Annotated in this window: 24 protein-coding genes and 1 riboswitch; of the genes, 19 read left to right on the top strand and 5 right to left on the bottom strand. The window is 72.8% G+C overall.

The window, feature by feature from the left end; genetic code table 11:
- The first annotated feature begins 114 nt into the window (after positions 1-114).
- From ACFWWQ_RS20830 to ACFWWQ_RS20785, 10 genes are all read left to right on the top strand, one after another.
- Positions 115-222, top strand: coding sequence for an Ms5788A family Cys-rich leader peptide (locus tag ACFWWQ_RS20830; protein WP_384598200.1), 108 nt, complete (start codon positions 115-117; stop codon positions 220-222).
- Positions 223-387: 165 nt separating this feature from the next.
- Positions 388-1,233, top strand: coding sequence for a sulfurtransferase (locus ACFWWQ_RS20825; RefSeq protein WP_384598198.1), 846 nt, complete (start codon positions 388-390; stop codon positions 1,231-1,233).
- Between the two features lie 32 nt (positions 1,234-1,265).
- Positions 1,266-1,553, top strand: coding sequence for a DUF1416 domain-containing protein (locus ACFWWQ_RS20820; RefSeq protein ID WP_143943862.1), 288 nt, complete (start codon positions 1,266-1,268; stop codon positions 1,551-1,553).
- 179 nt (positions 1,554-1,732) lie between these two features.
- A complete protein-coding gene (locus ACFWWQ_RS20815) occupies positions 1,733-2,011 on the top strand; it encodes a DUF3099 domain-containing protein (RefSeq protein WP_384598196.1) in 279 nt (92 codons plus the stop codon).
- A gap of 346 nt (positions 2,012-2,357) precedes the next feature.
- Complete coding sequence (locus ACFWWQ_RS20810; protein WP_384598194.1) at positions 2,358-2,963, top strand: FABP family protein; 606 nt, start codon at positions 2,358-2,360, stop codon at positions 2,961-2,963.
- An 86-nt stretch (positions 2,964-3,049) separates the two neighbouring features.
- A riboswitch (cobalamin riboswitch) is annotated at positions 3,050-3,133 on the top strand.
- A gap of 116 nt (positions 3,134-3,249) precedes the next feature.
- A complete protein-coding gene (locus ACFWWQ_RS20805) occupies positions 3,250-4,344 on the top strand; it encodes a FecCD family ABC transporter permease (RefSeq protein ID WP_384598192.1) in 1,095 nt (364 codons plus the stop codon).
- Entirely contained in the window at positions 4,344-5,147 is an 804-nt protein-coding gene (locus tag ACFWWQ_RS20800) for an ABC transporter ATP-binding protein (protein WP_384598190.1), read from the top strand. The genes ACFWWQ_RS20805 and ACFWWQ_RS20800 overlap by 1 nt, the downstream gene beginning before the upstream one ends.
- Positions 5,148-5,155: 8 nt before the next feature.
- Positions 5,156-6,169 (top strand): ABC transporter substrate-binding protein, encoded by a 1,014-nt coding sequence (locus tag ACFWWQ_RS20795; RefSeq protein ID WP_384598189.1) that lies wholly within the window; start codon positions 5,156-5,158, stop codon positions 6,167-6,169.
- A gap of 36 nt (positions 6,170-6,205) precedes the next feature.
- The gene (locus ACFWWQ_RS20790; RefSeq protein ID WP_384598187.1) at positions 6,206-6,673 is read left to right on the top strand and encodes a Fur family transcriptional regulator; all 468 of its coding nucleotides are present in this window, start codon (positions 6,206-6,208) and stop codon (positions 6,671-6,673) included.
- Positions 6,674-6,805: 132 nt separating this feature from the next.
- Positions 6,806-7,771 carry a YgfZ/GcvT domain-containing protein gene (locus tag ACFWWQ_RS20785; protein ID WP_384598185.1) on the top strand — a complete coding sequence of 322 codons (966 nt, stop codon included), beginning with the start codon at positions 6,806-6,808 and terminating at the stop codon, positions 7,769-7,771.
- 93 nt (positions 7,772-7,864) lie between these two features.
- Here ACFWWQ_RS20785 and dtd read toward each other — a convergent pair whose 3' ends face one another.
- On the bottom strand, positions 7,865-8,290 hold the full coding sequence (gene dtd / locus ACFWWQ_RS20780; protein WP_384598183.1) for a D-aminoacyl-tRNA deacylase: 426 nt from the start codon (positions 8,288-8,290) through the stop codon (positions 7,865-7,867).
- A 318-nt stretch (positions 8,291-8,608) separates the two neighbouring features.
- Here dtd and ACFWWQ_RS20775 point away from each other — a divergent pair, with 318 nt between their 5' ends.
- From ACFWWQ_RS20775 to ACFWWQ_RS20760, 4 genes are all read left to right on the top strand, one after another.
- A complete protein-coding gene (locus tag ACFWWQ_RS20775; RefSeq protein WP_384598181.1) occupies positions 8,609-9,151 on the top strand; it encodes an ABC transporter substrate-binding protein in 543 nt (180 codons plus the stop codon).
- 54 nt (positions 9,152-9,205) lie between these two features.
- Positions 9,206-10,204 (top strand): asparaginase, encoded by a 999-nt coding sequence (locus ACFWWQ_RS20770; protein ID WP_384598179.1) that lies wholly within the window; start codon positions 9,206-9,208, stop codon positions 10,202-10,204.
- Between the two features lie 259 nt (positions 10,205-10,463).
- Entirely contained in the window at positions 10,464-10,895 is a 432-nt protein-coding gene (locus tag ACFWWQ_RS20765) for an ankyrin repeat domain-containing protein (protein WP_384598177.1), read from the top strand.
- A 361-nt stretch (positions 10,896-11,256) separates the two neighbouring features.
- Complete coding sequence (locus tag ACFWWQ_RS20760) at positions 11,257-11,400, top strand: hypothetical protein (protein WP_384598175.1); 144 nt, start codon at positions 11,257-11,259, stop codon at positions 11,398-11,400.
- A 291-nt stretch (positions 11,401-11,691) separates the two neighbouring features.
- On the opposite strand, the gene ACFWWQ_RS20755 is transcribed toward ACFWWQ_RS20760, so the two are convergent.
- Positions 11,692-12,417: a DUF4232 domain-containing protein gene (locus tag ACFWWQ_RS20755; protein WP_384598174.1), complete on the bottom strand. Its 726-nt coding sequence runs from the start codon at positions 12,415-12,417 to the stop codon at positions 11,692-11,694.
- Between the two features lie 527 nt (positions 12,418-12,944).
- On the opposite strand from ACFWWQ_RS20755, the gene ACFWWQ_RS20750 reads away from it, so the two are divergent.
- Entirely contained in the window at positions 12,945-13,721 is a 777-nt protein-coding gene (locus tag ACFWWQ_RS20750; RefSeq protein WP_384598260.1) for an oxidoreductase, read from the top strand.
- Positions 13,722-13,790: 69 nt separating this feature from the next.
- Here the strand turns inward: ACFWWQ_RS20750 and ACFWWQ_RS20745 are convergent, their stop codons facing one another.
- Positions 13,791-14,753, bottom strand: coding sequence for a LysR family transcriptional regulator (locus ACFWWQ_RS20745; protein ID WP_384598172.1), 963 nt, complete (start codon positions 14,751-14,753; stop codon positions 13,791-13,793).
- 475 nt (positions 14,754-15,228) lie between these two features.
- Between ACFWWQ_RS20745 and ACFWWQ_RS20740 the strand changes: the two genes are divergently transcribed.
- From ACFWWQ_RS20740 to ACFWWQ_RS20725, 4 genes are all read left to right on the top strand, one after another.
- A complete protein-coding gene (locus ACFWWQ_RS20740; RefSeq protein WP_384598170.1) occupies positions 15,229-15,738 on the top strand; it encodes a hypothetical protein in 510 nt (169 codons plus the stop codon).
- Between the two features lie 110 nt (positions 15,739-15,848).
- Positions 15,849-16,280: a helix-turn-helix domain-containing protein gene (locus ACFWWQ_RS20735; protein ID WP_384598168.1), complete on the top strand. Its 432-nt coding sequence runs from the start codon at positions 15,849-15,851 to the stop codon at positions 16,278-16,280.
- A gap of 47 nt (positions 16,281-16,327) precedes the next feature.
- Positions 16,328-17,011 (top strand): hypothetical protein, encoded by a 684-nt coding sequence (locus tag ACFWWQ_RS20730; RefSeq protein WP_384598166.1) that lies wholly within the window; start codon positions 16,328-16,330, stop codon positions 17,009-17,011.
- Positions 17,012-17,109: 98 nt separating this feature from the next.
- Positions 17,110-17,451 carry a DUF2516 family protein gene (locus tag ACFWWQ_RS20725; RefSeq protein WP_384598164.1) on the top strand — a complete coding sequence of 114 codons (342 nt, stop codon included), beginning with the start codon at positions 17,110-17,112 and terminating at the stop codon, positions 17,449-17,451.
- 90 nt (positions 17,452-17,541) lie between these two features.
- Here the strand turns inward: ACFWWQ_RS20725 and ACFWWQ_RS20720 are convergent, their stop codons facing one another.
- Both ACFWWQ_RS20720 and ACFWWQ_RS20715 read right to left on the bottom strand, forming a co-directional pair.
- A complete protein-coding gene (locus ACFWWQ_RS20720) occupies positions 17,542-18,933 on the bottom strand; it encodes a PP2C family protein-serine/threonine phosphatase (RefSeq protein WP_384598163.1) in 1,392 nt (463 codons plus the stop codon).
- Between the two features lie 433 nt (positions 18,934-19,366).
- On the bottom strand, positions 19,367-20,470 hold the full coding sequence (locus tag ACFWWQ_RS20715) for an NlpC/P60 family protein (RefSeq protein ID WP_384598258.1): 1,104 nt from the start codon (positions 20,468-20,470) through the stop codon (positions 19,367-19,369).
- Positions 20,471-20,852: the final 382 nt, after the last annotated feature.

Here is a 20,852-nt window from a genome sequence, read left to right as displayed (position 1 = left end):
GGCACCCGCGAGGGAGCGCCGGGCGGCGGCGTACGTTCCGTATCGCGGACAATCACGTCTCGTCATATGACACACCGGTGACAGGCCCCGGTGTCCGTCCCTACGATCGGCTCCATGCAGAGCGCATCGAGCAGTCTCCGTTTCCGGGGACAGGCGAACCTCACGAAGCGGCGGGCAGTCGACCTGTGCCGCGTCGCCACCATGCTCTGTCGCCCTGTCTGACGGGTCTGTCCCCGTCGACGGCCGGATCGCCCCCGGCCGCTCCGCCTGATCGCCGTTCCCGTTGTGCCACGCCGCGCCGCGCGCCGTCCGTTGCCGCCGCGCTTCCCCGGCGTATCCGCGTGCCCGTCCGCAAGCACCCCCGCAACTGCCCCGGAGGAGAAGAACATGAGCCGCAGTGACGTTCTGGTGGACGCCGAGTGGGTCGAGGCCCACATCGACGACCCGAAGGTCGTTCTCGTCGAGGTCGACGAGGACACCGCCGCCTACGACAAGAACCACATCAAGAACGCCGTCCGGATCGACTGGCAGCGCGACCTCCAGGACCCGGTCCGCCGCGACTTCGTGGACCAGGAGGGCTTCGAGAAGCTGCTCTCCGCCAAGGGCATCGCCAACGACGACACCGTCGTCCTCTACGGCGGCAACAACAACTGGTTCGCCTCGTACGCCTACTGGTACTTCAAGCTCTACGGCCACGACAGCGTGAAGCTGCTCGACGGCGGCCGTAAGAAGTGGGAGCTGGACTCCCGCGACCTGGTCGACGGCGCGCAGGTCCCCAGCCGCCCGGCCACCGCGTACAAGGCCCAGGCGCAGGACACCTCCCTCCGTGCCTTCCGGGACGACGTCCTCGCCGCGATCGGCGCCGAGAACCTCGTCGACGTGCGCTCCCCCGACGAGTTCAGCGGCAAGCTGCTCGCCCCGGCGCACCTCCCGCAGGAGCAGTCGCAGCGCCCCGGCCACGTGCCGAGCGCCCGCAACATCCCGTGGTCGAAGAACGCCAACGACGACGGCACCTTCAAGTCCGACGCGGAGCTGAAGGCCCTCTACGAGGACGAGCAGGTCGACCTCGCCAAGGACACCATCGCCTACTGCCGTATCGGTGAGCGTTCCGCCCTGACCTGGTTCGTGCTGCACGAGCTGCTGGGCCAGGAGAACGTCAAGAACTACGACGGTTCCTGGACCGAGTACGGCTCGCTGGTCGGCGTGCCGATCGAGCTCGGCGCCGCGAAGTAAGCCCGACCCTTCCCTACCCTCAAGGAATCCCCATGTGTGGAGCACAGGCCGGCGGCCCCGACGCGTCGACCATCAAGCCCGGTGAGACCACGATCCAGGGCAGCGTGACCCGCGACGGCGAGCCCGTCACCGGCTACGTCCGGCTGCTGGACAGCACCGGCGAGTTCACCGCCGAGGTCCCCACCTCCGCGACCGGACAGTTCCGCTTCTACGCGGCCGAGGGCACCTGGACGCTGCGCGCCCTCGTCCCCGGCGCCACCGCCGACCGCACCGTGGTCGCGCAGCAGGGCGGCCTGGCGGAGGTCGCCATCGCCGTCTGACGCCAGCGTGCGGTGGGTGTGCGGCAGCGGTCGCGCACCCACCGGCCGAAGGGCCGCACCCCGGGGTTTGGACGCCTTGCGGGGGGTGCGGCCCTTCGTGCTGCGCACGGGCGACGGGACGCGCCGGGAACGGGCCGCCGGGGCTTCTTTCCGGGGCCGCGCGGACTTACCGTGGAGGTATGCCTGGCTGGCCGCCTCCCCGACGCCGTCATCGCTGGTACTTCGTGATGATGGGGGTCTGCCTCACCCTCTTCGTCCTGGCCTGGAGCGTGGTGCGGCTGTGGTCGGTGACGGCAGCGGTGGTGATGTGCCTGATCGCGATGGTCATCCCGCCGGTCGCGGCGATCGTCGCCAACCGCCGGGGCCCCTACGAACGCTGGTGGGACGAGTCCGGCGACCCGGAGTCGGACCGCTGGTGGCGTGAGCTGGACGACCGCGACGACCACCACTCGCGCTGAGGGGACGCGGCGCCCCGGCCCGTGACCGCCGCGCTCTCCGGCCTCGCGGTCGCCGTGCCCGACGCCCCGGCCCCGCGGTTGCCGTGCCCGACGCCCCGGCCTCGCGCGGGGAACCTCACAGCGCCGCCGCGAACGGCGCCGACTAGACTCGTGCACGGTCCGTTCCACCCCACTCCGTCCAAGGAGCACGACGTGCTTGAGGCAGTCTTCACCACCCTGCTCGTCCTGGTCGGCGTCGGCGTCATCGCCTTCGCCGGTCTGACCGTCAAGAAGCTCTACCAGGGTCAGCGCTGACGACCGCCTCCCGCCGTGCCGCCTTGTCCCTCCCCACAGATCGCCTGAGCTGATGATCGAGATCCCGTCCGACCTGAACCCGGCCCTCGTTCCCCTGGCCTTCCTCCTCGGCAACTGGGAAGGCGCGGGCGTCGCCGAGTTGTTTGATGAAGAAGGGGGCCCCGGCACCGAGAAGTGCAACTTCGGGCAGGAGGTCACGTTCACCCACGACGGCCGTGACTTCCTGGAGTACACGTCGCACAGCTGGGTCCTGGACGGCGAGGGCAAGAAGGTCCGCCCGCTGGAGACCGAGAGCGGATACTGGCGCATCGACAAGGACCGCAAGGTCGAGGTCGTCATGATCCGCGACCAGGGCATCGTCGAGGTCTGGTACGGCGAGCTGGCCGACCAGAAGCCGCAGATCGACCTGGCCACCGACGCCGTCGCCCGCACCGCGGCCGCCGGTCCGTACACCGGTGGCAAGCGGCTCTACGGCTACGTCAAGAGCGACCTGATGTGGGTCGGCGAGAAGGCCACCCCCGAGGTGCCGCTGCGGCCGTACATGTCGGCGCACCTGAAGAAGGTCGCCGGCCTCAAGGAGTGGGCGGAGAGCCTGCCGGCCGACACCCCGGACGGCGTCTCGTTCTTCCATCCCGACGGCACCCCGTACGAGGGCTGAGCCACCGCTCGACGGCGTACGGGGCCCAGGACACATCCGCAGCGCCCCGTACGTCCCACCACCGCATACGTATGACGCGCCCCGCGGGGGAAGTCCGGTGAGAGTCCGGCGCTGACCCGCAACGGTAAGCGGAGCCCCGTCCCGGGGACCGTCCGCAAGCCCGATCGCCCACGGCGGCGCACGCTCCTGTAGAACTCGCCGTGGACTGCGAGGGGACGCCCGCCGCGCCACCCGCGCCGGGCCGTGTCTTCACCGTAGGACGGCCCGAGCCGAAGGCGGACCGTCCGTGGAACCCACGCCCTCCCAGGCCACCGCGCCCCCGCGCCCGTACGACGCGCCCGCGCGCCGCCTTCCCGTACCGCCGCTGGCCGCGGCCCTCGCCGCGCTGCTGCTCGGCTCCGTGGTGTGCGGCGTCGGCCTGGGCTCCGCCGGGGTGAGCTGGGGCGAGACGGTGCACTACCTCGCCGCCGGGGTGACCGGCGGGACCCTGCCGGCCGACGAGTTCGCGGGCTACACCGTCGTCTGGGAACTGCGCTTCCCCCGGGCGCTGTTGGCCGCCGTCGTCGGCGCGGGGCTGTCCGCCATCGGCGTCGCCGTGCAGGCCCTGGTCCGCAACGCGCTGGCCGATCCGTTCGTCCTCGGCATCTCCTCCGGCGCCGCCGTCGGCGCCAACGCCGTCCTCCTCTTCGGCGCCGCCGGGGCGCTGGGCGTCTGGGCGCTCTCCGCCTCGGCGTTCGTCTGCGCGCTGCTCGCCATGGCCCTGGTGTACGCCGCCGCCCGCACCCCGCACGGCCTCACCCCGCTGCGGCTGGTCCTCACCGGCACCGCGATGTACTACGGCTTCTCGGCCGTGACGACCCTGATGGTGTTCTCCGCCGACCGCGGGGAGGCGGCCCGTTCCGCGGTGATGTGGCTGCTCGGCAGCCTGAGCGGCGCGGGCTGGCCGTCGGTGCCGCTCGCCGCCGCCGCGGTGGCCGGGGCGGTGGTCTACCTGTGGCTGGCCGCGGGCCGGCTGAACGCGCTGGCAATGGGCGACGAGACGGCCGCGGCCCTCGGCGTGGACGCCGGGCGGCTGCGGCGGGAGCTGTTCCTGGTGGTGGCGGCGGTGGCCGGGGCGGTGGTCGCGGTCAGCGGGGCGATCGGCTTCGTCGGGCTGCTGGTGCCGCATGTGACGCGGATGCTGGTGGGCGCCGACCACCGCCGGGTGATGGCGGTGGCGCCGCTGCTCGGCGCGGTGCTGCTGGTCTGGGCGGATGTGCTGTCGCGGGTGCTGATCGCGCCCGTCGAACTGCCCGTCGGGGCGATCACCGCGGTGCTCGGCGTGCCCGGCTTCGTGCTGCTGATGCGGCGGAACGGCTACAGCTTCGGAGGGGGCGTCTGATGCGCGTCGACATTGAGGACCTGGCCGTGGAGGTCGCCGGGCGGCGGCTGCTCCACGACGTGACGCTGCGGGCGGCGGACGGGCAGCTGATCGGGCTGGTCGGCCCGAACGGCAGCGGCAAGTCCACGCTGCTGCGCTGCGTCTACCGGGCGCTGCGCCCGGCGGTCGGCACCGTACGGCTGGACGGCGCCGACCTGCACGCCATGGACGCGCGCGAGGGCGCCCGGCTGCTGGCCGCGCTGCCGCAGGAGGCGCAGGCCACCTTCGACTTCACCGTCGCCGAGATCGTGGCGATGGGACGGCTGCCGCACCAGCGCGGCAGCGGCCGGGCGTCCGCCGCCGACGCGGAGATCTGCGCGCGGGCGCTGGCCCGGGTCGGCGCCGGGCATCTGGCGCACCGCGGCTTCCCCGGGCTGTCCGGCGGCGAGAAGCAGCGGGTGCTGATCGCCCGTGCGCTGGCCCAGCAACCGCGGGTGCTGGTGCTGGACGAGCCCACCAACCACCTCGACATCGCCCAGCAGTTGGAGGTCCTGGCGCTGGTCCGCGACAGCCGTCTGACGGTGCTGGCGGCGCTGCACGACCTCAACCTGGCGGCGCGGCACTGCGATGCGCTGTACGTCCTCGACGGCGGCCGGATCGTCGCCGCCGGGGAGCCGCACGCGGTGCTCACCGCCGATCTGCTCGCGGACGTCTTCGGCGTCCGCGCCCACCGCGTCCGCCACCCGGAGACCGGCGCCGTCCAGCTCCTCTTCGACCGGCTGCCGGACACCGCCCCCTCCCTCCCCTCCCCTCCCACCGGATGAGGCCCCCGATGTTCCGCCGCCCCGCCGCCCTGCTCTCCGTTCTCGCGCTGGCCCTCACCGGCTGCGGCGCGAAGGTCGCCCCCGACGACAGCGCCGACCGCAAGGACGCCGCCGGTTACCCGGTCACCATCAAGAACTGCGGCACCGGCCTGACCTTCGACCGGAAGCCGTCCCGGGTCGTCACCAACGACGTCGGCATCACCGATCTGATGCTGGCGCTCGGTCTGGAGGACCGGATGGCCGGGTACGTCATGCCGTCGTACCGGGGCCGGATCGACAAGGTCGCCTGGCGGGACGCGTACGACAAGGTGCCGTGGCTGTCGAAGAAGGCGATCACCAAGGAGATCGCGCTCGACGCCCACGCCGATCTCGTCCTCGCGGGCTGGAACTACGGCTTCGGCGAGGGCAACGACCTCACGCCCGCCTCCCTCAAGAAGCTCGGCATCGGCGCGTACGTGCTGACCGAGTCGTGCCGCAACGGCGGCTCCGGCAGCGCCCGCGGGGTGATGCCGCCGCTGGAGGCGCTCTACACCGACCTGACGAACCTCGGGAAGATCTTCCACGTCGAGGACCGTGCCGCGAAGCTGGTCAAGGAGTACCGCGCGCAGATCGCCGAGGTCCGCGCCGCGCACGCCGCGGACGGGAAGAAGCCCTCCGTCTTCCTCTACGACAGCGGCACCGACAAGCCGCTGACCGCGGGCGCCTTCGCCGGTCCTGACGACATCATCACCAAGGCGGGCGGCGTCAACATCACCAAGGACCTCAAGGACACCTGGACCACCATCGGCTGGGAGACCGTCGTCGAACGCGACCCCGACGTGATCGTGATCAACGACTACGGCTCCCCGACCGCCGCGCAGAAGAAGGACTTCCTGCTCTCCTACAAGCCGCTGGCGCACGTCTCCGCCGTCAAGCACCGCCGGATCTTCACGCTGGACTACGCCGACCTCGTCGAATCGCCCCGCAACCCGGCGGCAGTCCGCTCCCTGGCCCGCTACCTCGCCGCCGGGCGCGCCGACTGACTCCTCGGGCGGCCGGGCGCTCCCTACACTGGGGGCGTGGTGAGCACCGACTGGCAGAGCGACCTCCGCAAACGCGGCTACCGGCTGACGCCCCAGCGCCAGCTCGTGCTGGAAGCCGTCGACAGACTGGAGCATGCGACCCCGGACGACGTCCTCACCGAGGTGCGCAAGACCGCGGGCAGCGTGAACATCTCCACCGTCTACCGCACGCTGGAGCTGCTGGAGGAGCTGGGGCTGGTCAGCCACGCCCACCTCGGGCACGGCTCGGCGACGTACCACCTCGCCGACCGCCACCACCACATGCATCTGGTCTGCCGGGACTGCACGGACGTGATCGAGGCGGACCTGTCGGTGGCCGAGCCGTTCACCGCCGTGCTGCGCGAACAGTTCGGCTTCACCACCGACCTGAAGCACTTCGCCATCTTCGGCCGCTGCCGGGCCTGTACGGAGAAGGCGGCCCGGCAGCAGGAGGACGGCGCGGAGGCGGCGGGCGACGAGGCGTGAGAGCGGCGGGCGGCGAGGCGTGAGAGCGGCGGGCGGCGAGGCGTGAGGGCCCGCCGCACCCTCTCCTCCGCCCGGCCGGGCGGCCCCGTACCGCGATCCCTGTGGCGGGCGGCCGGGCCGTAGGCTGGCGGCATGAAGAGTTCCCTGCTGTCGCTGCCCGGTGCCGTCCCCGCCGAGGCCCCCGACGAAGGCGTCGCCGCGCACTACGGTGACCTCTTCCGCGAACAACGCGCGCTGGCGGACGGCTCCGGTTTCGTGGACCTCTCGCACCGCGGCGTCCTCACCGTCACCGGCCCGGAGCGGCTGAACTGGCTGCATCTGCTGGTCACCCAGCACGTCAGCGACCTGCCGCCCGGACAGGCCACCGAGGCGCTGATCCTCTCCCCGCACGGCCATATCGAGCACGCGCTCTACCTCGTCGACGACGGGGAGACGACCTGGCTGCACACCGAGCCGGGCGACCAGGAGGCGGTGATCGCCTATCTGGAGAGCATGAAGTTCTTCTACCGCGTCGAGGTCACCGACCGCACCGCGGACATCGCCGTGGTGCACCTCCCGGCCGGTTCGATCGCCGAGGCGCCCGAGGGCACCGTCGTCCGCGAGACGCCGCACGGCCGGGACCTGTTCCTGCCGCGCGCCGGCCTGGACGCCTTCGCCGCCGCGCACGGCCCGGCGGTCGGCATCCTCGCCCTGGAGGCGCTGCGCGTCGAGGCGCACCGCCCGCGGCTGGGCCTGGAGACCGACCACCGCACCATCCCGCACGAGCTGGGCTGGCTGGAGACCGCGGTCCATCTCCAGAAGGGCTGCTACCGCGGCCAGGAGACCGTCGCCCGCGTCCACAACCTGGGGAGGCCGCCGCGCCGTCTGGTCTTCCTGCACCTGGACGGCAGCGAGGTGCATCTGCCGCCGCACGGCACGCCGTTGCGGCTCGCCGCCGACGGTCCCGAGGGCCGTCAGATCGGCTTCGTCACCACGTCGGCCCGCCACCACGAGCTGGGCCCGATCGCCCTCGGGCTGATCAAGCGGAACGTCCCCGTCGACGCCCCGCTGAGCGCCGAGGGCACCGCCGCGGCCCAGGAGGTCGTGGTCGCGCCGTAGAGCGCCCTCTCGTACGGCGACGGCCGCGGTCCCCTCTCGCAGGGGCCGCGGCCGTCGTCATGCCGGGACGGGAACGGTGGGTGTGGGTGGGTGTCACACCTCGACGAGCACCGTGAACGGCCCGTCGTTCGTCAGCGACACCTTCATGTCCGCGCCGAACCGGCCGGTCTCCACCTGGGCGCCGAGGGCCCGCAGCTGCGCGACCACCTCGTCGACGAGCGGTTCGGCGACGGGGCCGGGCGCGGCCGCGTTCCAGGTGGGGCGACGGCCCTTGCGCGCGTCACCGTAGAGAGTGAACTGGCTGATGACCAGCAGCGGGGCGGCCGTGTCCGAGCAGGACTTCTCGCCCTGGAGGATCCGCACCGACCACAGCTTCCGGGCGAGCTGCGCCGCCTTCTCCGCCGTGTCGTCGTGCGTGACCCCGACCAGCACGCACAGTCCCTCGCCGACGATCTCGCCGACCGTCTCGCCGTCCACGACGACGCGTGCGCCGTCCACTCTCTGCACCACTGCTCGCATACCCGCCATCATGCCGGGCCCGCGAGGCGTTCGGACAGCCGTGCCCCTCCGAGGGCCGTTCGGGTGTCATGGCCCTGCATACGGACCGCCCAGAGTGGCACGATGCGTGCACGTGGTGCGTTTCATGGACAACATGCCCTGGATGCCGCACCGGACGAGGGGACGGAACCACTCATGAGCACTGCCGGCGCCGGGCGGATCCCCGGTCCCGTACCACCCGCCCGTACGACCCCGAGTGCCGCTCCGGCACCGGCCGCCGCCCGTCGGACGACCCTGGCTACGGCCCCCGCCGACGGCGCCCGCACCGAGGATGGCCCCATGCTCCAAGCCGGCCGGTCGCAGCACCGCCCACCGCAGCAACGCGACCGCTTCCATCCGGTCGTCCAGCCGGATCTGACCGCCCCCGGCCTGCCCGAGCTGCGGGTGCTGCGGCGTGACGCGCAGCGCGAGGAGGCCGATCTCAGCTATCTGCGGCGGCTGCTCCAGGGCCGGATCGACATCCTCCGGGCGGAGCTGGCCCGCCGGGCGGCGCCGCTGCCGCCGCTGCTGGACCGGCTGCCGGAGATCCTGGCGGACGTCCCGTCCCGCCACCGCTCGTCCGCCCGGCACGTCACGGTCGGCACGCCGCACGGTGAGGAGTACCGGCGGCTCGCCGACGACATGCTCGGCGAGGTCGAGCTGTCCGATCTGGGGGCGCGGACGGGCGGTGAGCTGACGGAGGCGATGACCCGGCTGGTCCGGTACGAGCAGCAGGTCTCCGGGCGGCGGCAGTCGCTCCAGCGGATGGCCGACGATTGCAGCACCGAAATCGCCCGCAGGTACCGTGAGGGGGAAGCGCAAGTAGACGACCTGCTGTCCTGACCTGGGCCACAAGCCTTCCGGGGAGGGCCGGTCACGTTCCCGGAAGGCTCACCGATGTCTCCGTCCCGCCCGATATCCGACCGCCCGGAGTCCCCGGCCACTCCGGCCACTCCGAACGCCCCGGTCCTCGCCGAGGTCGTCCGCTCCGGTTTCGTCGAGGGGCGCCACCGCGGCTCCCTGGTAGTGCTGGCCGCCGACGGCAGCGTCGCGACCGCGCTCGGTGACGTCGACGCCCCCGTCTTCCCCCGTTCCACGAACAAGCCGATGCAGGCCGCCGCGTTGCTGCGGGCGGGCCTGGAGCTGTCCGGCGAACGGCTCGCGCTGGCGGCGGCCAGCCACTCCGGCGAGGCGTTCCACCTGGAGCTCGTGCGGACGATGCTCGACGAGTTCCGGCTCGACGCGGCGCAGCTCCAGACACCGCCGGACCTCCCGCTGGACCCCGAGGAGGCCGAGCTGTACCTGGCGTCCGGGCAGGTCCGCTCCCCTCTCACGATGAACTGCTCCGGCAAGCACACCGCGATGCTCGCCGCCTGCGTCGCCAACGGCTGGCCGACGGAGACCTACCTCGACCAGGACCACCCGCTCCAGCAGCTGGTCCTGGAGAGCGTGCGCGCGGCGAGCGGCGAGGAGGTGGCGCACATCGGCACGGACGGCTGCGGCGCACCGCTGATGTCGCTGTCGCTGACGGGTCTGGCCCGGTCGTTCCGGAGCTTCGTCCTCGCCGAGCCGGGCACGCCCGAGCGGCGGGTCGCCGACGCGATGCGCGCGCACCCCGAGTACGTCGCGGGGACCCGGCGCCCGGACACCTGGCTGATGCGGGAGTTGCCCGGCACGCTGTCGAAGATGGGCGCGGAGGCCGTCCAGGCCCTGGCCCTGCCCGACGGCCGGGCCCTCGCCTTCAAGATCGACGACGGGAACACCCGCACCCTGGGCCCGGTACTGGCCCGCACGCTGCGCGGGATGGGCATCGAGGCGCCGGTCCTGGACCGGATCGAGGATATGCCGCTGCTGGGTGGCGGCGTCCGGGTGGGAGAGGTTCGGGCGGCGTTCTGAGGCGCCCGGGAGCGGGGCACGCCGGGGCCCGGTGGCGGGTGTCCGGCGCGGCCTGGCTGTCGCCCCGCGTCCCCGCCGGGGCCCCGCGTCCCCGCCGGGGCTGCGGCGTCCGGCCGTCCGTCGCGCGCCCGGCCGGTCTGCGTTCCGGTCGCGTGGTGTTCCCTCCTCGTACGGCGTTGGCCTGCACAAAGGGCACGGGCCGTGCCTACAGTGGCGGCGACAGCCAGTTGGGGACGATCACAGCAGGAGGCCGGCGATCATGAGCGATGCGCACACCGGACCGCAGGGGCCCGAGGCGATCGAGCACGCCCACGACCCCGAGGTGCTACAGCTCGCGGCCAAGGTGTTCGATCTCGCGCGCCATGGCGACACGGACACCGTCGCCGCGTACGTGGACGCCGGGGTACCGGCCAACCTGACCGACGAGAAGGGCGATTCGCTGGTCATGCTGGCCGCGTACCACGGCCACGCGGCCACCGTGGCGGCGCTGCTGCGGCGCGGCGCGGACGCCGACCGCACCAACGACCGCGGCCAGACACCGCTGGCGGGCGCGGTCTTCAAGGGCGAGGACGAGGTCGTGAAGGTCCTGGTGGCCCACGGCGCGGACCCGGCCGCGGGCACACCGTCGGCCGTCGACACGGCCCGGATGTTCGAGAAGACGGAGCTGCTGAAGCTGTTCAAGGCGGGCTGAGCGGGGCGGCGCCCCTGGGGTACGGGCCCCGGGCGGGGCGGGCACGGGCCGGGTGCGGCGCGGGGCCGCTTCCGGCCGGGGTCCTGCCATGTGCGGTGCGCTCGCCACCGCCACCGCCACCGCCATCCACGCTTTCCTTCGGAGGACCCCCGTGCCCGAAACCGACTCCCCCTCCCGAGTCGGAAGCTGTGACGGCTGTGTACGGGCGCACCGTGGCGTCCATGCTGCGCCGCACACACGGCGTCGAACAGTTCCGCCTTACCGTGCACCGAACACCGGGACCGGGGCGCATCGTCGCTGGCTACGAGTGGCACCGATCTGCTGAAGTAGCGTCCAGCAGGCAGGAGTTCACCATGCAGCAGTGCACACCGAGTGCGGCGGCCAGGCATACAAACTGATTCCGCGGGCGCACGACATGGGCGACAACCAGGGCGGCTCGGCGTACGAAGAGCAGACGTGCACCGCCTGCGTCAACGGGTGGATTGAGGGAGGCGACAGGGGCTGATGACTGACTACAGCGAGCAGGACGACGACCCCATCTGTCCGGGGCCACACTCGGGCTGTGACGGGTGCGGAGGGGCGGGACAGAAAGCAGAGGCAACCCTCGCCATCACCTACTACGGGCAAGGCACTTCCGCTGTCGCCATGCACCGGTGCCGGAACTGCAAGGGGAGAGGGTTCTCCTGCAAGGCGGCCCCGAGGTGTGAAGGCCCGCACCGCGGAGGGACGTACATGATCCCGCCCCACTCCCTGCCCCCTGTGTAGTCACGTCGCGAACCGGGCCCGCCGGATTGGGTCAGCCGATGGGGTTGACGAAGGTGACCGGGTGGGTGGCGGCGGACTGGTCGACGAGCGGGCCCCAGGGCCACTCGACCTTCAGCGAGGTGGTCTCGTTCGGCGGGGTGATCTCCGCGTAGGCGGGCTTCCAGGCGCCGTCGTCGCCCTCGTGGGCCAGGCCGAGGTTGATCGTGAAGTCGGTGGTGTCGCCGGGGCCCAGGGTGATCGAGCTGTACTTGGCCGACGAGCGGACCAGCGACCAGGTGCCGCCACCGTTCTCGGACGTGAGGTCCACACCGGGGAAGCCGCCGATCTTGCAGGTGCGGCCGCTGGTGTTGGTCAGCGCGACGCTGGTGGTCGTCGCGCCCTCCGCGTCCGGGTCGGGGGCCGCGTCGCCGCCGGTGGCGAACGCCGCCTTCAGGCCGGAGGTGTGGCAGCGCTCTCCCTGGGCGGCGGACGAGTTGGCGGCCTGCCCGCCCGAGGCCCCCGCCTTGGCGTCGGTCTTCGCGTCGCCCTTCGTACCGGAGTCCGCCTGCGGCTCGCCGTTCTGCACCGTGGTGGAGGCCCCCGCACCGGCGTCGACGCCCGTGGCGGCCGCGGCCGCATCCGCCTGGCCCGCGGCCTTCGCGCCACCGGCGTCCGAGCCGGAGCAGGCGGTCAGGGTCAGCCCGGCGGCCATGGTGAGAGCGGCGGCGGCGACACGCAGGGTACGGCGGCGGGCGGTACGGCCGGTGTTGGAGCGCATTTCGGGTTCCCCCTGGGGGCAGTCGGTGACGTGATCTCCTCGGTACGACACTCACCTTGCCCGCGGCCCCTGGCGCGCGACTGCCGCGCGGCTAACACCCGGCTAACCCCTCGCGGGCGAGGGCGATGCCGGTGGTGCGGCGGGAGAGTCCGCGGTCGTTCAGGCGGCCCGCGACGGTCGCGGCCAGGGCACCGGCGAAGGTCTCCTCCGGCTGACCCGGGCCGGGCCAGGCCGCCCCGCCCCGGGCCGGGCCAGGCCAGGCCAGGCCACCCCGGGCCAGGCCGCATAGGAAATCCCTATACCTCCCGCTGCCTTTTGGTCTTTGCCTCCCGCTCCTTTCCGTCCGTACCGTGAAACTGCTCGACGAGGCGCCCACCGCGAATTCCCCGAAGATTCGCGCTCCGCGCACGTCGATCCCTTTTTCCGCAGAGCGCACGTCGATCCCTTATCCGCCGAGCGGACAGTGACGCGACTTCCGCCGAGCGGACAATGACACGAGCGAGAGGACCACCGACATGACCACCGACATGCCCACGAACGAGAACGCACCGGAAAAGCGGGAACTCGCGGGAAAGCGGGCCCTGGTCACGGGCGGCACCCGCGGCATCGGCGCGGCCGTCGTGCGCCGGCTCCTGGACGCGGGCGCCGAGGTGCTGACGACCGCCAGGTCGGCGACGGGCACGGCGCCGGACGGGGCCGCCTTCATACCGGCCGACGTACGGACCCGGGCGGGTGCGGAGGCGCTCGCCGCGGCCGCGCGGGAGCGGCTCGGCGGGGTGGACATCCTGGTCCACAACGCCGGCGGGGCACAGCCGTACAAGGACGCCGCGGCCATCCCCGACGAGGAGTGGCAGGACGCGCTGGACCTGAATTTCCTGGCGTCGGTGCGGCTGGACTCGCTGCTGGCGCCGGGGATGCGGGAGCGGCGTTCGGGGGCGATCGTGCACATCTCCTCGGCCGCGGTCGCCACCCCGGTGGGGCCGTTCCTGCACTACACGACGGCGAAGGCGGCGCTGGAGAACTACAGCCGGGGGCTGGCCGCGGAGCTGGCGCCGTCCGGCATCCGGGTCAACACCGTGTCCCCTGGCCGGACCGCCACCCCTGGCGGCGAGGAGACGCGGCAGCGGTGGGCACACCTGGCCGCGGCGCCGGGCGCGACCAACGCCGACGACACCGCGCCGCTGGGGCGCGAGGGCCGCCCCGACGACATCGCCGACGCGGTGCTGTTCCTCGTCTCCGGACGGGCGGACTGGCTGACCGGAAGCAAGCTCGTCGTGGACGGCGGCGAATTCCCGAGGGGCTGACACCGACGGAATTCCGGAAGCCCGGTCACGGTAAAAGAAATTCCGTTGCGCCCACTTCCCTTTCGCCACTCAGAAAATCGGCGAGAAGGCGGCCACCACTCCCTCCTCGGCAGCCCCGGCCGCTTTCCCGCTTTCCGGGGAAAGCGGGGAGGCGGGAACGGCCCCAGCCCATTCCTCCCGCCGCAGGAATTCCAGCAGGGCCGTCTCCGCCGGGCCCGGGACGGACCGGAGCACGGCGATGACGGGCTGGGACACGGCCGGGAACACCGGGCGTACGAGGTGCTCGTACCCTTCGGGCACCGCGGAGGCCGGGACGAGCGTCACCCCCAGCCCGTGGGCGGCCCAGCGCACGGCCGTCGCCGTCTGGGAGACCCGGGCGGCCATGGCCGGGTCCAGCCCGTTGGCCCGCAGCACGTCCAGGAGTACGGCGTCGAGCGCGCTGTCGCGGTCGAACCGCACCCACGGCTCGCCCTCCAGCGCATGCACCTCGACCCGGTCCGTGGCGAGCAGGCGGTGCCCGGCGCCCAGCACCACGACGAACTCCTCGTCGCCGAGGCGGTGGGCGTCGGCGGGGCTCCGCCCGCACGCCGCCATCAGGGCGAGATCCAGCACGCCCCGGCGGCACAGGCGCTCCAGCTCCGCGGAGCCGGGCTCCTCTAAGACGGTGACCTCAAGGCGCGGGAAGCGGCGGCGCAGCGCGCCCAGCGCCCCCGGCAACTGCCGCGCACCGAAGCCCATCTGGGCCGCGACCACCACTTCGCCCGCCAGCTCCCCGGCACCGGCCCGCGCCGTCGCCCGGGCCCGCCGCGCCGCGCTCACCGCGGCCTCCGCGTCCCGCAGGAAGGCGCGGCCGACCACCGTGGGCACCAGTCCGGTCGGCGTACGGGCGAACAGCTCCACGCCGAGTTCCCGCTCCAGGCCGCGGATCTGCTGGGACACCGACGGCTGGGCGACGCGCAGCAGCTCCGCCGCCGCCGTCACCGATCCCTCCTCGGCAACGGCCAAGGCGTACTCGAACTGACGCAGACTCATTTGCTCCCACCCCTCCCCACGCCGGGCCACGGCCCACCCGCACTGCCCTCTCGCCGCCATAGCCGGTAACCCGGTTCTGCCGACGGATTCCCGCGGAGGTTCGCTGGAGATCCCCGTGGAAGTTCCCAGGAGAGAGTCAACACCCATGGCGCCTGCAAGGGAATGGGGGAATTCCCCGGCCGGTCGGGGCTGAGCGGGTGCGCCTCCGCGCGGCGGCGACGACCGCCCCGCACCACCGCCGGGCGGCCGCCCGCCTCCTCGGCCCGTCCCGCCCTAAAGGCTCTGACCCTTGAGGCTCAACCAGCGTCTCCAGCACGCCTGTTAAATTCTTGCCGCCATGAATGGGGAGCGGTGGCGCGCCACGGCATTGGGGGCGAAGATGCGTCGAACTGGGTCTGCTGGGGCCGGGGTGGCCGTGGGGTTGCTGCTCGTGACCGGGTGCGGAGGGGGCGGCGGGAGCGGGTCCGCTCCCGCGGTGGACCCGGCGCTGGCCAAGGCCGTGAACAAGAGCTGCAGCCACTTCCTGAAGCCGGAGTCGGTTGCCGCGGCGCTCGGCGACAACACGTTCGACGGCACCCTTGGGCAGATCCAGGGCGGCAAGGGGTCGTGCTCGGTCACCATCTCGGTCAGGGAGGCCGGCCGCGGGACGAGCGGGCCGCTGCACACCAACGTGAAGCTCTCGCTGGAGATCCTCAGCTGGAAGGACCCCGCCCTGGCGGCTCAGTCCGTCGACGAGGTCTGTCACCACACCTCGGCCTACGGGGTCACCGAGATCTTCCAGGGCCCCAAGGGGGCGTGCAGCGTCTACCGGGCCGAACCTTCCGAGGAGTTCCTGGTCGGCGGCAGGCTGGACATCCACGGGAGCGAGGGCAGGAAGCGGATCACGGTCACCGTCCACGGCGTGGACGGCACGCTGAAGCAGGACCGCAAGCACGCCCTCCAGCTGCTGGCCGACGCCCGCGCCGAGATCTCCCGCGGGGCGTGAACACCATCGCCGACCCCTTCATCGACGACGCCCCGCCCACCGCCATCCCCGTAACACTCCCGCAAGCACTCTGCTTGCAATAGTTAGCACCGGCGGTGCACGATGGGGCCATGGCATCGCTCAACGTCGGCAATCTCGGCGCATTCCTGCGAGAGCAGCGGCGCACGGCGCAGCTGAGTCTGCGGCAGCTCGCGGCGGACGCCGGGGTGTCGAACCCGTACCTCAGCCAGATCGAGCGCGGGCTGCGCAAGCCGAGTGCGGAGATCCTGCAGCAGCTGGCCAAGGCGCTGCGGATCTCCGCCGAGACGCTGTACGTCCAGGCCGGGATCCTCGACGAGCGCCAGGGACTCGACGGCGTCGAGGTGCAGACCGCGATACGCACCGACCCCGCACTCAACGAGAAGCAGAAGCAGGTGCTGCTGCAGATCTACGACTCCTTCCGCAAGGAGAACGGATACGGCAGCACCGACGCGGACGCCGCCCCAGCCAGCGACGCCCCGGCCGGCGACGCCCCGGCCGGCGACGCCCCGGGCCACGGCTGAGCGCACGACATCTCAATCAGGACACCGAATGCAGGAGGAAGCACCTCATGGCCATCACCGATGACCTCCGCAAGACCCTGACCGACCCGACCCCGCTGTACGCCCTCGCCGGTACCGCCGACCTGGCGGCCGAGAAGCTCGGTGAGGTGCCGGTGCTGGTCGAGCGGATCCGCGCGGAGGCCCCCAAGCACATCGAGGCGGTGCGGGCCACGGACCCCAAGGACGTCCAGGCACGGGTCGCCCAGCAGGCCAAGGAGGCCCAGGGCAAGCTCAACGACCTGCTGGGCTCGCTCGACACCGACCTGAAGAAGCTCCGCGAGCAGGCGCAGGTCCTCGCGCTCCAGGGCGTCGGCCGGGCCGCCGAGTACGCGGTCAGGGCGCGGGAGACGTACGACGGGCTGGCCGAGCGGGGCCGCGGCGCGGTGCAGGGCTGGCGCGGTGACGCCGCCGACCACGTCGAGGAGCTGGCCGTGGTGATCGAGCCGGACCCGGCGCCGAAGGCCACCCCGAAGCCGGCGAAGGCCAACGGCATGGCGAACGGCACCGCCAACGGCAAGGCCGCGGCCAAGCCGTCCCGGACCGGCGCGGTGCCGAAGCCGGTCGCCAAGCCCGCCGCCAAGCCGGTCGCCGCGAAGGCCGACGGCGCGAAGCCGGCCGAGGCGAAGTCCGCGAAGAAGGACCCGGCCCGCAAGCCCGCCACGCGTCGGAGCACCCCGCCGTCGGCGAAGTGACGTAGTTATCCACACGGGCCGGGCACGCGACGGCGGCCCGGCCCGTTGTCCGGGTACGGTGGGCCGCGACGGCCCGAGTCGACAAGGTGGTGCGCGGCGTGCTGGTGTACGGATTCCAGTCTCTTCTGGGCTGGGCGCAGCTGGCCCTGGGCGTCTACGCCGCGGTGATGCTGGTCGACGCGGCGGTGCGCCGCGACGACGCCTACCGCGCGGCCGACAAGCAGTCCAAGCCGATGTGGCTGATCTTCCTGGCCCTCGCCACGCTGCTGCTCTTCGTCATGCCGCTGATGTCGTTCCTGCCGATCATCGGCGTGATCGCGGTGATCGTCTACACCGTCGACGTCCGCCCGGCACTCCGCCACGCCACCGGCGGCGGGGGCCCGCGCCGCCGCGGCTCCAGCTCCGACGGGCCGTACGGGCCGTACAACGGCGGACGCTGAGCAGAGCGAGGCGAGGGGCCTCCGGGGCCCTGGGTCCTGAGAGCCCGCGGCCGTTCCGCCCCGAGCAGGAGCCGTCGGGCCCGCCCCCGCTCACCCCCGCCCGCGGTCCAGCAACAGCACCGCCACGTCGTCGGTCAGCTCGCCGCCGTTGAGGTCGCGGACCTCGTTCAGGGTGGTGTCCAGCAGTTCCTCGCCGGTCAGGCCCGCCGCCATCCGGCGGGCGACCAGTTCGGCCATGCCCTCCTGGCCCAGCCGCAGCCGGCCCTCCCCGACGTGCCCCTCGATCAGGCCGTCGGTGTACATCATCAGGCTCCAGGCGCCGCCCAGCTCGATCTGGTGGCGCGGCCAGCGGGCGTACGGCAACAGGCCGAGCGCCGGGCCGCCGAACTCGTACGGGAGCAGCCGCGGCGGGCCGCCTGCGCAGGAGAGCAGTGGGGCCGGGTGGCCCGCCAGGCAGAGTCCGGCGCGGCGGCCGTCCGGGGAGATGTCGACGGTGCAGAGCGTCGCGAAGATCTCGTCGTCGGCGCGCTCGTGCTCCAGGACCTTCTGGAGGGTGGAGAGCAGTTCGTCGCCGCAGAGTCCGGCGAAGGTCAGCGCCCGCCAGGCGATGCGCAACTCCACGCCGAGCGCCGCCTCGTCGGGGCCGTGGCCGCAGACGTCACCGATCATCGCGTGGACGGTGCCGTCCGGCATGCGGACGGTGTCGTAGAAGTCGCCGCCGAGCAGCGCGCGGCTGCGGCCGGGGCGGTAGCGGGCGGCGAAGCGCAGGTCGGAGCCGTCGAGCAGCGGGGTCGGCAGCAGGCCGCGCTCCAGCCGGGCGTTCTCCTGGGCGCGCATCCGCGACTCGGTGAGCTGGCGCTGCGCGAGGTCGGCGCGTTTGCGTTCGACGGCGTAGCGCACCGCGCGGCTGAGGACCGCGCCGTCCAGTTCGTCGCGGAAGAGGTAGTCCTGCGCGCCGACGCGGACGGCCTCGGCGGCGCGTTCGGCGTCGGTCTCCGGCGTCATCACCAGGACGGCGTGGGCCGGGGCCATCCGCAGCACCGCGTGGAGCGCGCCGAGGGTGTCGGCGGCGGCGTCCGCCGCCGGACCGTCGGTCTCCTTGGCGGGGGCGAGGTCGAGGAGGATGCAGTCGACGTCGTGGGTGAGCAGCCGCGCCGCCTCGGTGAGGTTGCGGGCGGTGCGCAGCCGGACCTTGCGGCCCGCCCAGTCCCACATGTCCGGGACGGTGCTGCTCGGGTCGTCGCCGATGAGGAGGACGGTCAGGCCGGGCCCGGAGCCGTTGTCGGCGGGCGCCTCGGGGCGGCGCGCGCCCGGGATCGGCGCCCTGGTCCCGGCGGGGGCGGTGGCGAGAAGGTGCGCGGGCGCGGTGCCGACGTCCGCCGTGCCGTCCGCCGTCCGGCGTGCGGCGGCGCAGACGTCACGGGCCGGGACCACCTGCTGTGACAGCACGGCCGTTCGCCGGTGCGGTACGGGTACGGACATGGCTCTGTTTCCTTCCCTCCCCCTGGGTCGTGGTGGCCGACATGACGCCCGGCTCGCTGGGGGCCGCCCTGACGGGCGCGAGACCACGGTGACGGCGCTCCCGAGGGTGCCGGGGCGCGCCGTCCGGCGCACCAACGTGCCCGGTCGTACGCCGCTCGTGGAGGTGAGGGGTGCGCCACCGGGCACCGCGAGTGCGACCATAGCGCCACCGGACACGTGTGCGGAATGACCCGCGGCACGCGAGGGCGTCATATGCCGCCGCGTATAAGCCATTTGACCTGGAGAGACCGGGAAAAGACGGAAAGGGAATGACGAATATCACCCCGTCGGGGCCGGAACCGATCGCAATGTGCCACGGCCCGGCAACCGTCCGATAACGACCTCACCCGCGACGCCGCTGACAATCGCGAGCGAGGTCGTCACCCTCATCCCGTCAGTGATCGGGACGTACGACACCGAGGATCGGCATCGAACCCGCCCCGGCGATCGTGACCTGTCGACCCGGTCGCGGCGCGTGCACGATCGCGCCGTCGCCCAGATACATGCCGACATGGCTGGCGTCGGAGAAATAGATGATCAGGTCACCCGGGCGCATATCCGTGACGGCGACGCGGGGCAGCCGCCGCCACTGCTCCTGTGAGGTCCGCGGAATCGTACGGCCCCCCGCCTGCCAGGCACGCAGGGTCAGCCCCGAGCAGTCGAAGGTGTCCGGTCCCTCGGCGCCCCACACATAATCCTTGCCGATCTGCGCGGTCGCGAAGGAAACGGCTTTCTTTCCGGCGCCGGACGCTCTGTTGTGGATCTCCTTCAGGATGCCGGTGTCGAGCCATTTCTGCTGTTCGGCGCGGGCCCGGGATTCCTCCAGCTCTTTCAGCCGGTTCTTTTCCGCGGCGGCCAGGCGGGATTCGATTTTCTTCGCCTCGTCGAGCTTCTTCTTGATGTCGCGCCGCGCTTTCTCCTTCTTCGCGCGTTCGGCGTCGAGGCGTTCCCAGCGGACGGTCGCGGAGTGCGCGTCGTCCCGCAGCCCGGCCGCCAGACGGCCCAGTTCACCGGCGACATCGGTGGCGGCGCGCTGGGCCTTGCGGGCCAGGACCGCGTTGTCGAGGTACCCCTGGGGGTCCGCGTTCAGCATCAGCCGCACCTCGTCCGGTACGCCCCCGGCGCGGTACTGCGCGCTGGCCAGCACGCCCGCCTGCCGCTTGAGCGCATCGCGCCTGTGCTGCGCGCCGTCGATGCGGCGGGCGAGATCGACGATCTGCTTCTGCTCGCCCTCGACTCGCTCCTGCGCGGCGTTGTACGCGTCGGTGGCGCGCTCGGCGGCGCGGTAGAGGGCCTCGATCCGGCGGTGTACCTGCGCGAGGCGGTCCGCGCCGGGGCCCGCCTCGCCCGCGTCCGGCCCGTCCGTTTCCGGCCCCTCCGCTGTGGGGTCCGCCGCCTCCCGCCCGGCCGTGCGCCCGTCCGGCCCGTCGGCCACCCGCCCGGCCGACGCGTACGCCGCGGGGGTCACCGGCCCGAGCAGCCCCAGCGCACAGAGCATCACGACGGCGCGGGCGACGGCCCGGCCCCGCGGGGCGCGGCGGCCGGACGCGGAGCCGGACCCCCCGGCCGCGGAGCCCCCACCGCCCCGCGCGGCACCGGGCCCGGCCCCGGCCCCCGCACCGCCACCCGCCGCGACGGCACCCCGTATGCACCCGGCATCCGCCATGTCCGCTCCGCCCCGTACGGCATCCCGTGCCCCCTGAATCCCCACCCGCCACCTCCGGTCGATGCGCACCGATTCGTGTCGCCGTCGTCGTTGGCGCGGATCGTGTCATACCGATCGGTAAGCCGACAGAGGGCGGCGCAATTTCCCGATTTCTGGTGACCGATGCATGTCATGACGGCCGCCCCCAGCTGACGGATGAGGTTCACCGTGCGTT

Source organism: Streptomyces sp. NPDC059080 (assembly GCF_042739975.1).
Classification (GTDB): domain Bacteria; phylum Actinomycetota; class Actinomycetes; order Streptomycetales; family Streptomycetaceae; genus Streptomyces; species Streptomyces benahoarensis.
The sequence above is the reverse complement of the archived record's forward strand: the minus strand, read 5'-3'. Positions and strand labels throughout refer to the sequence as shown.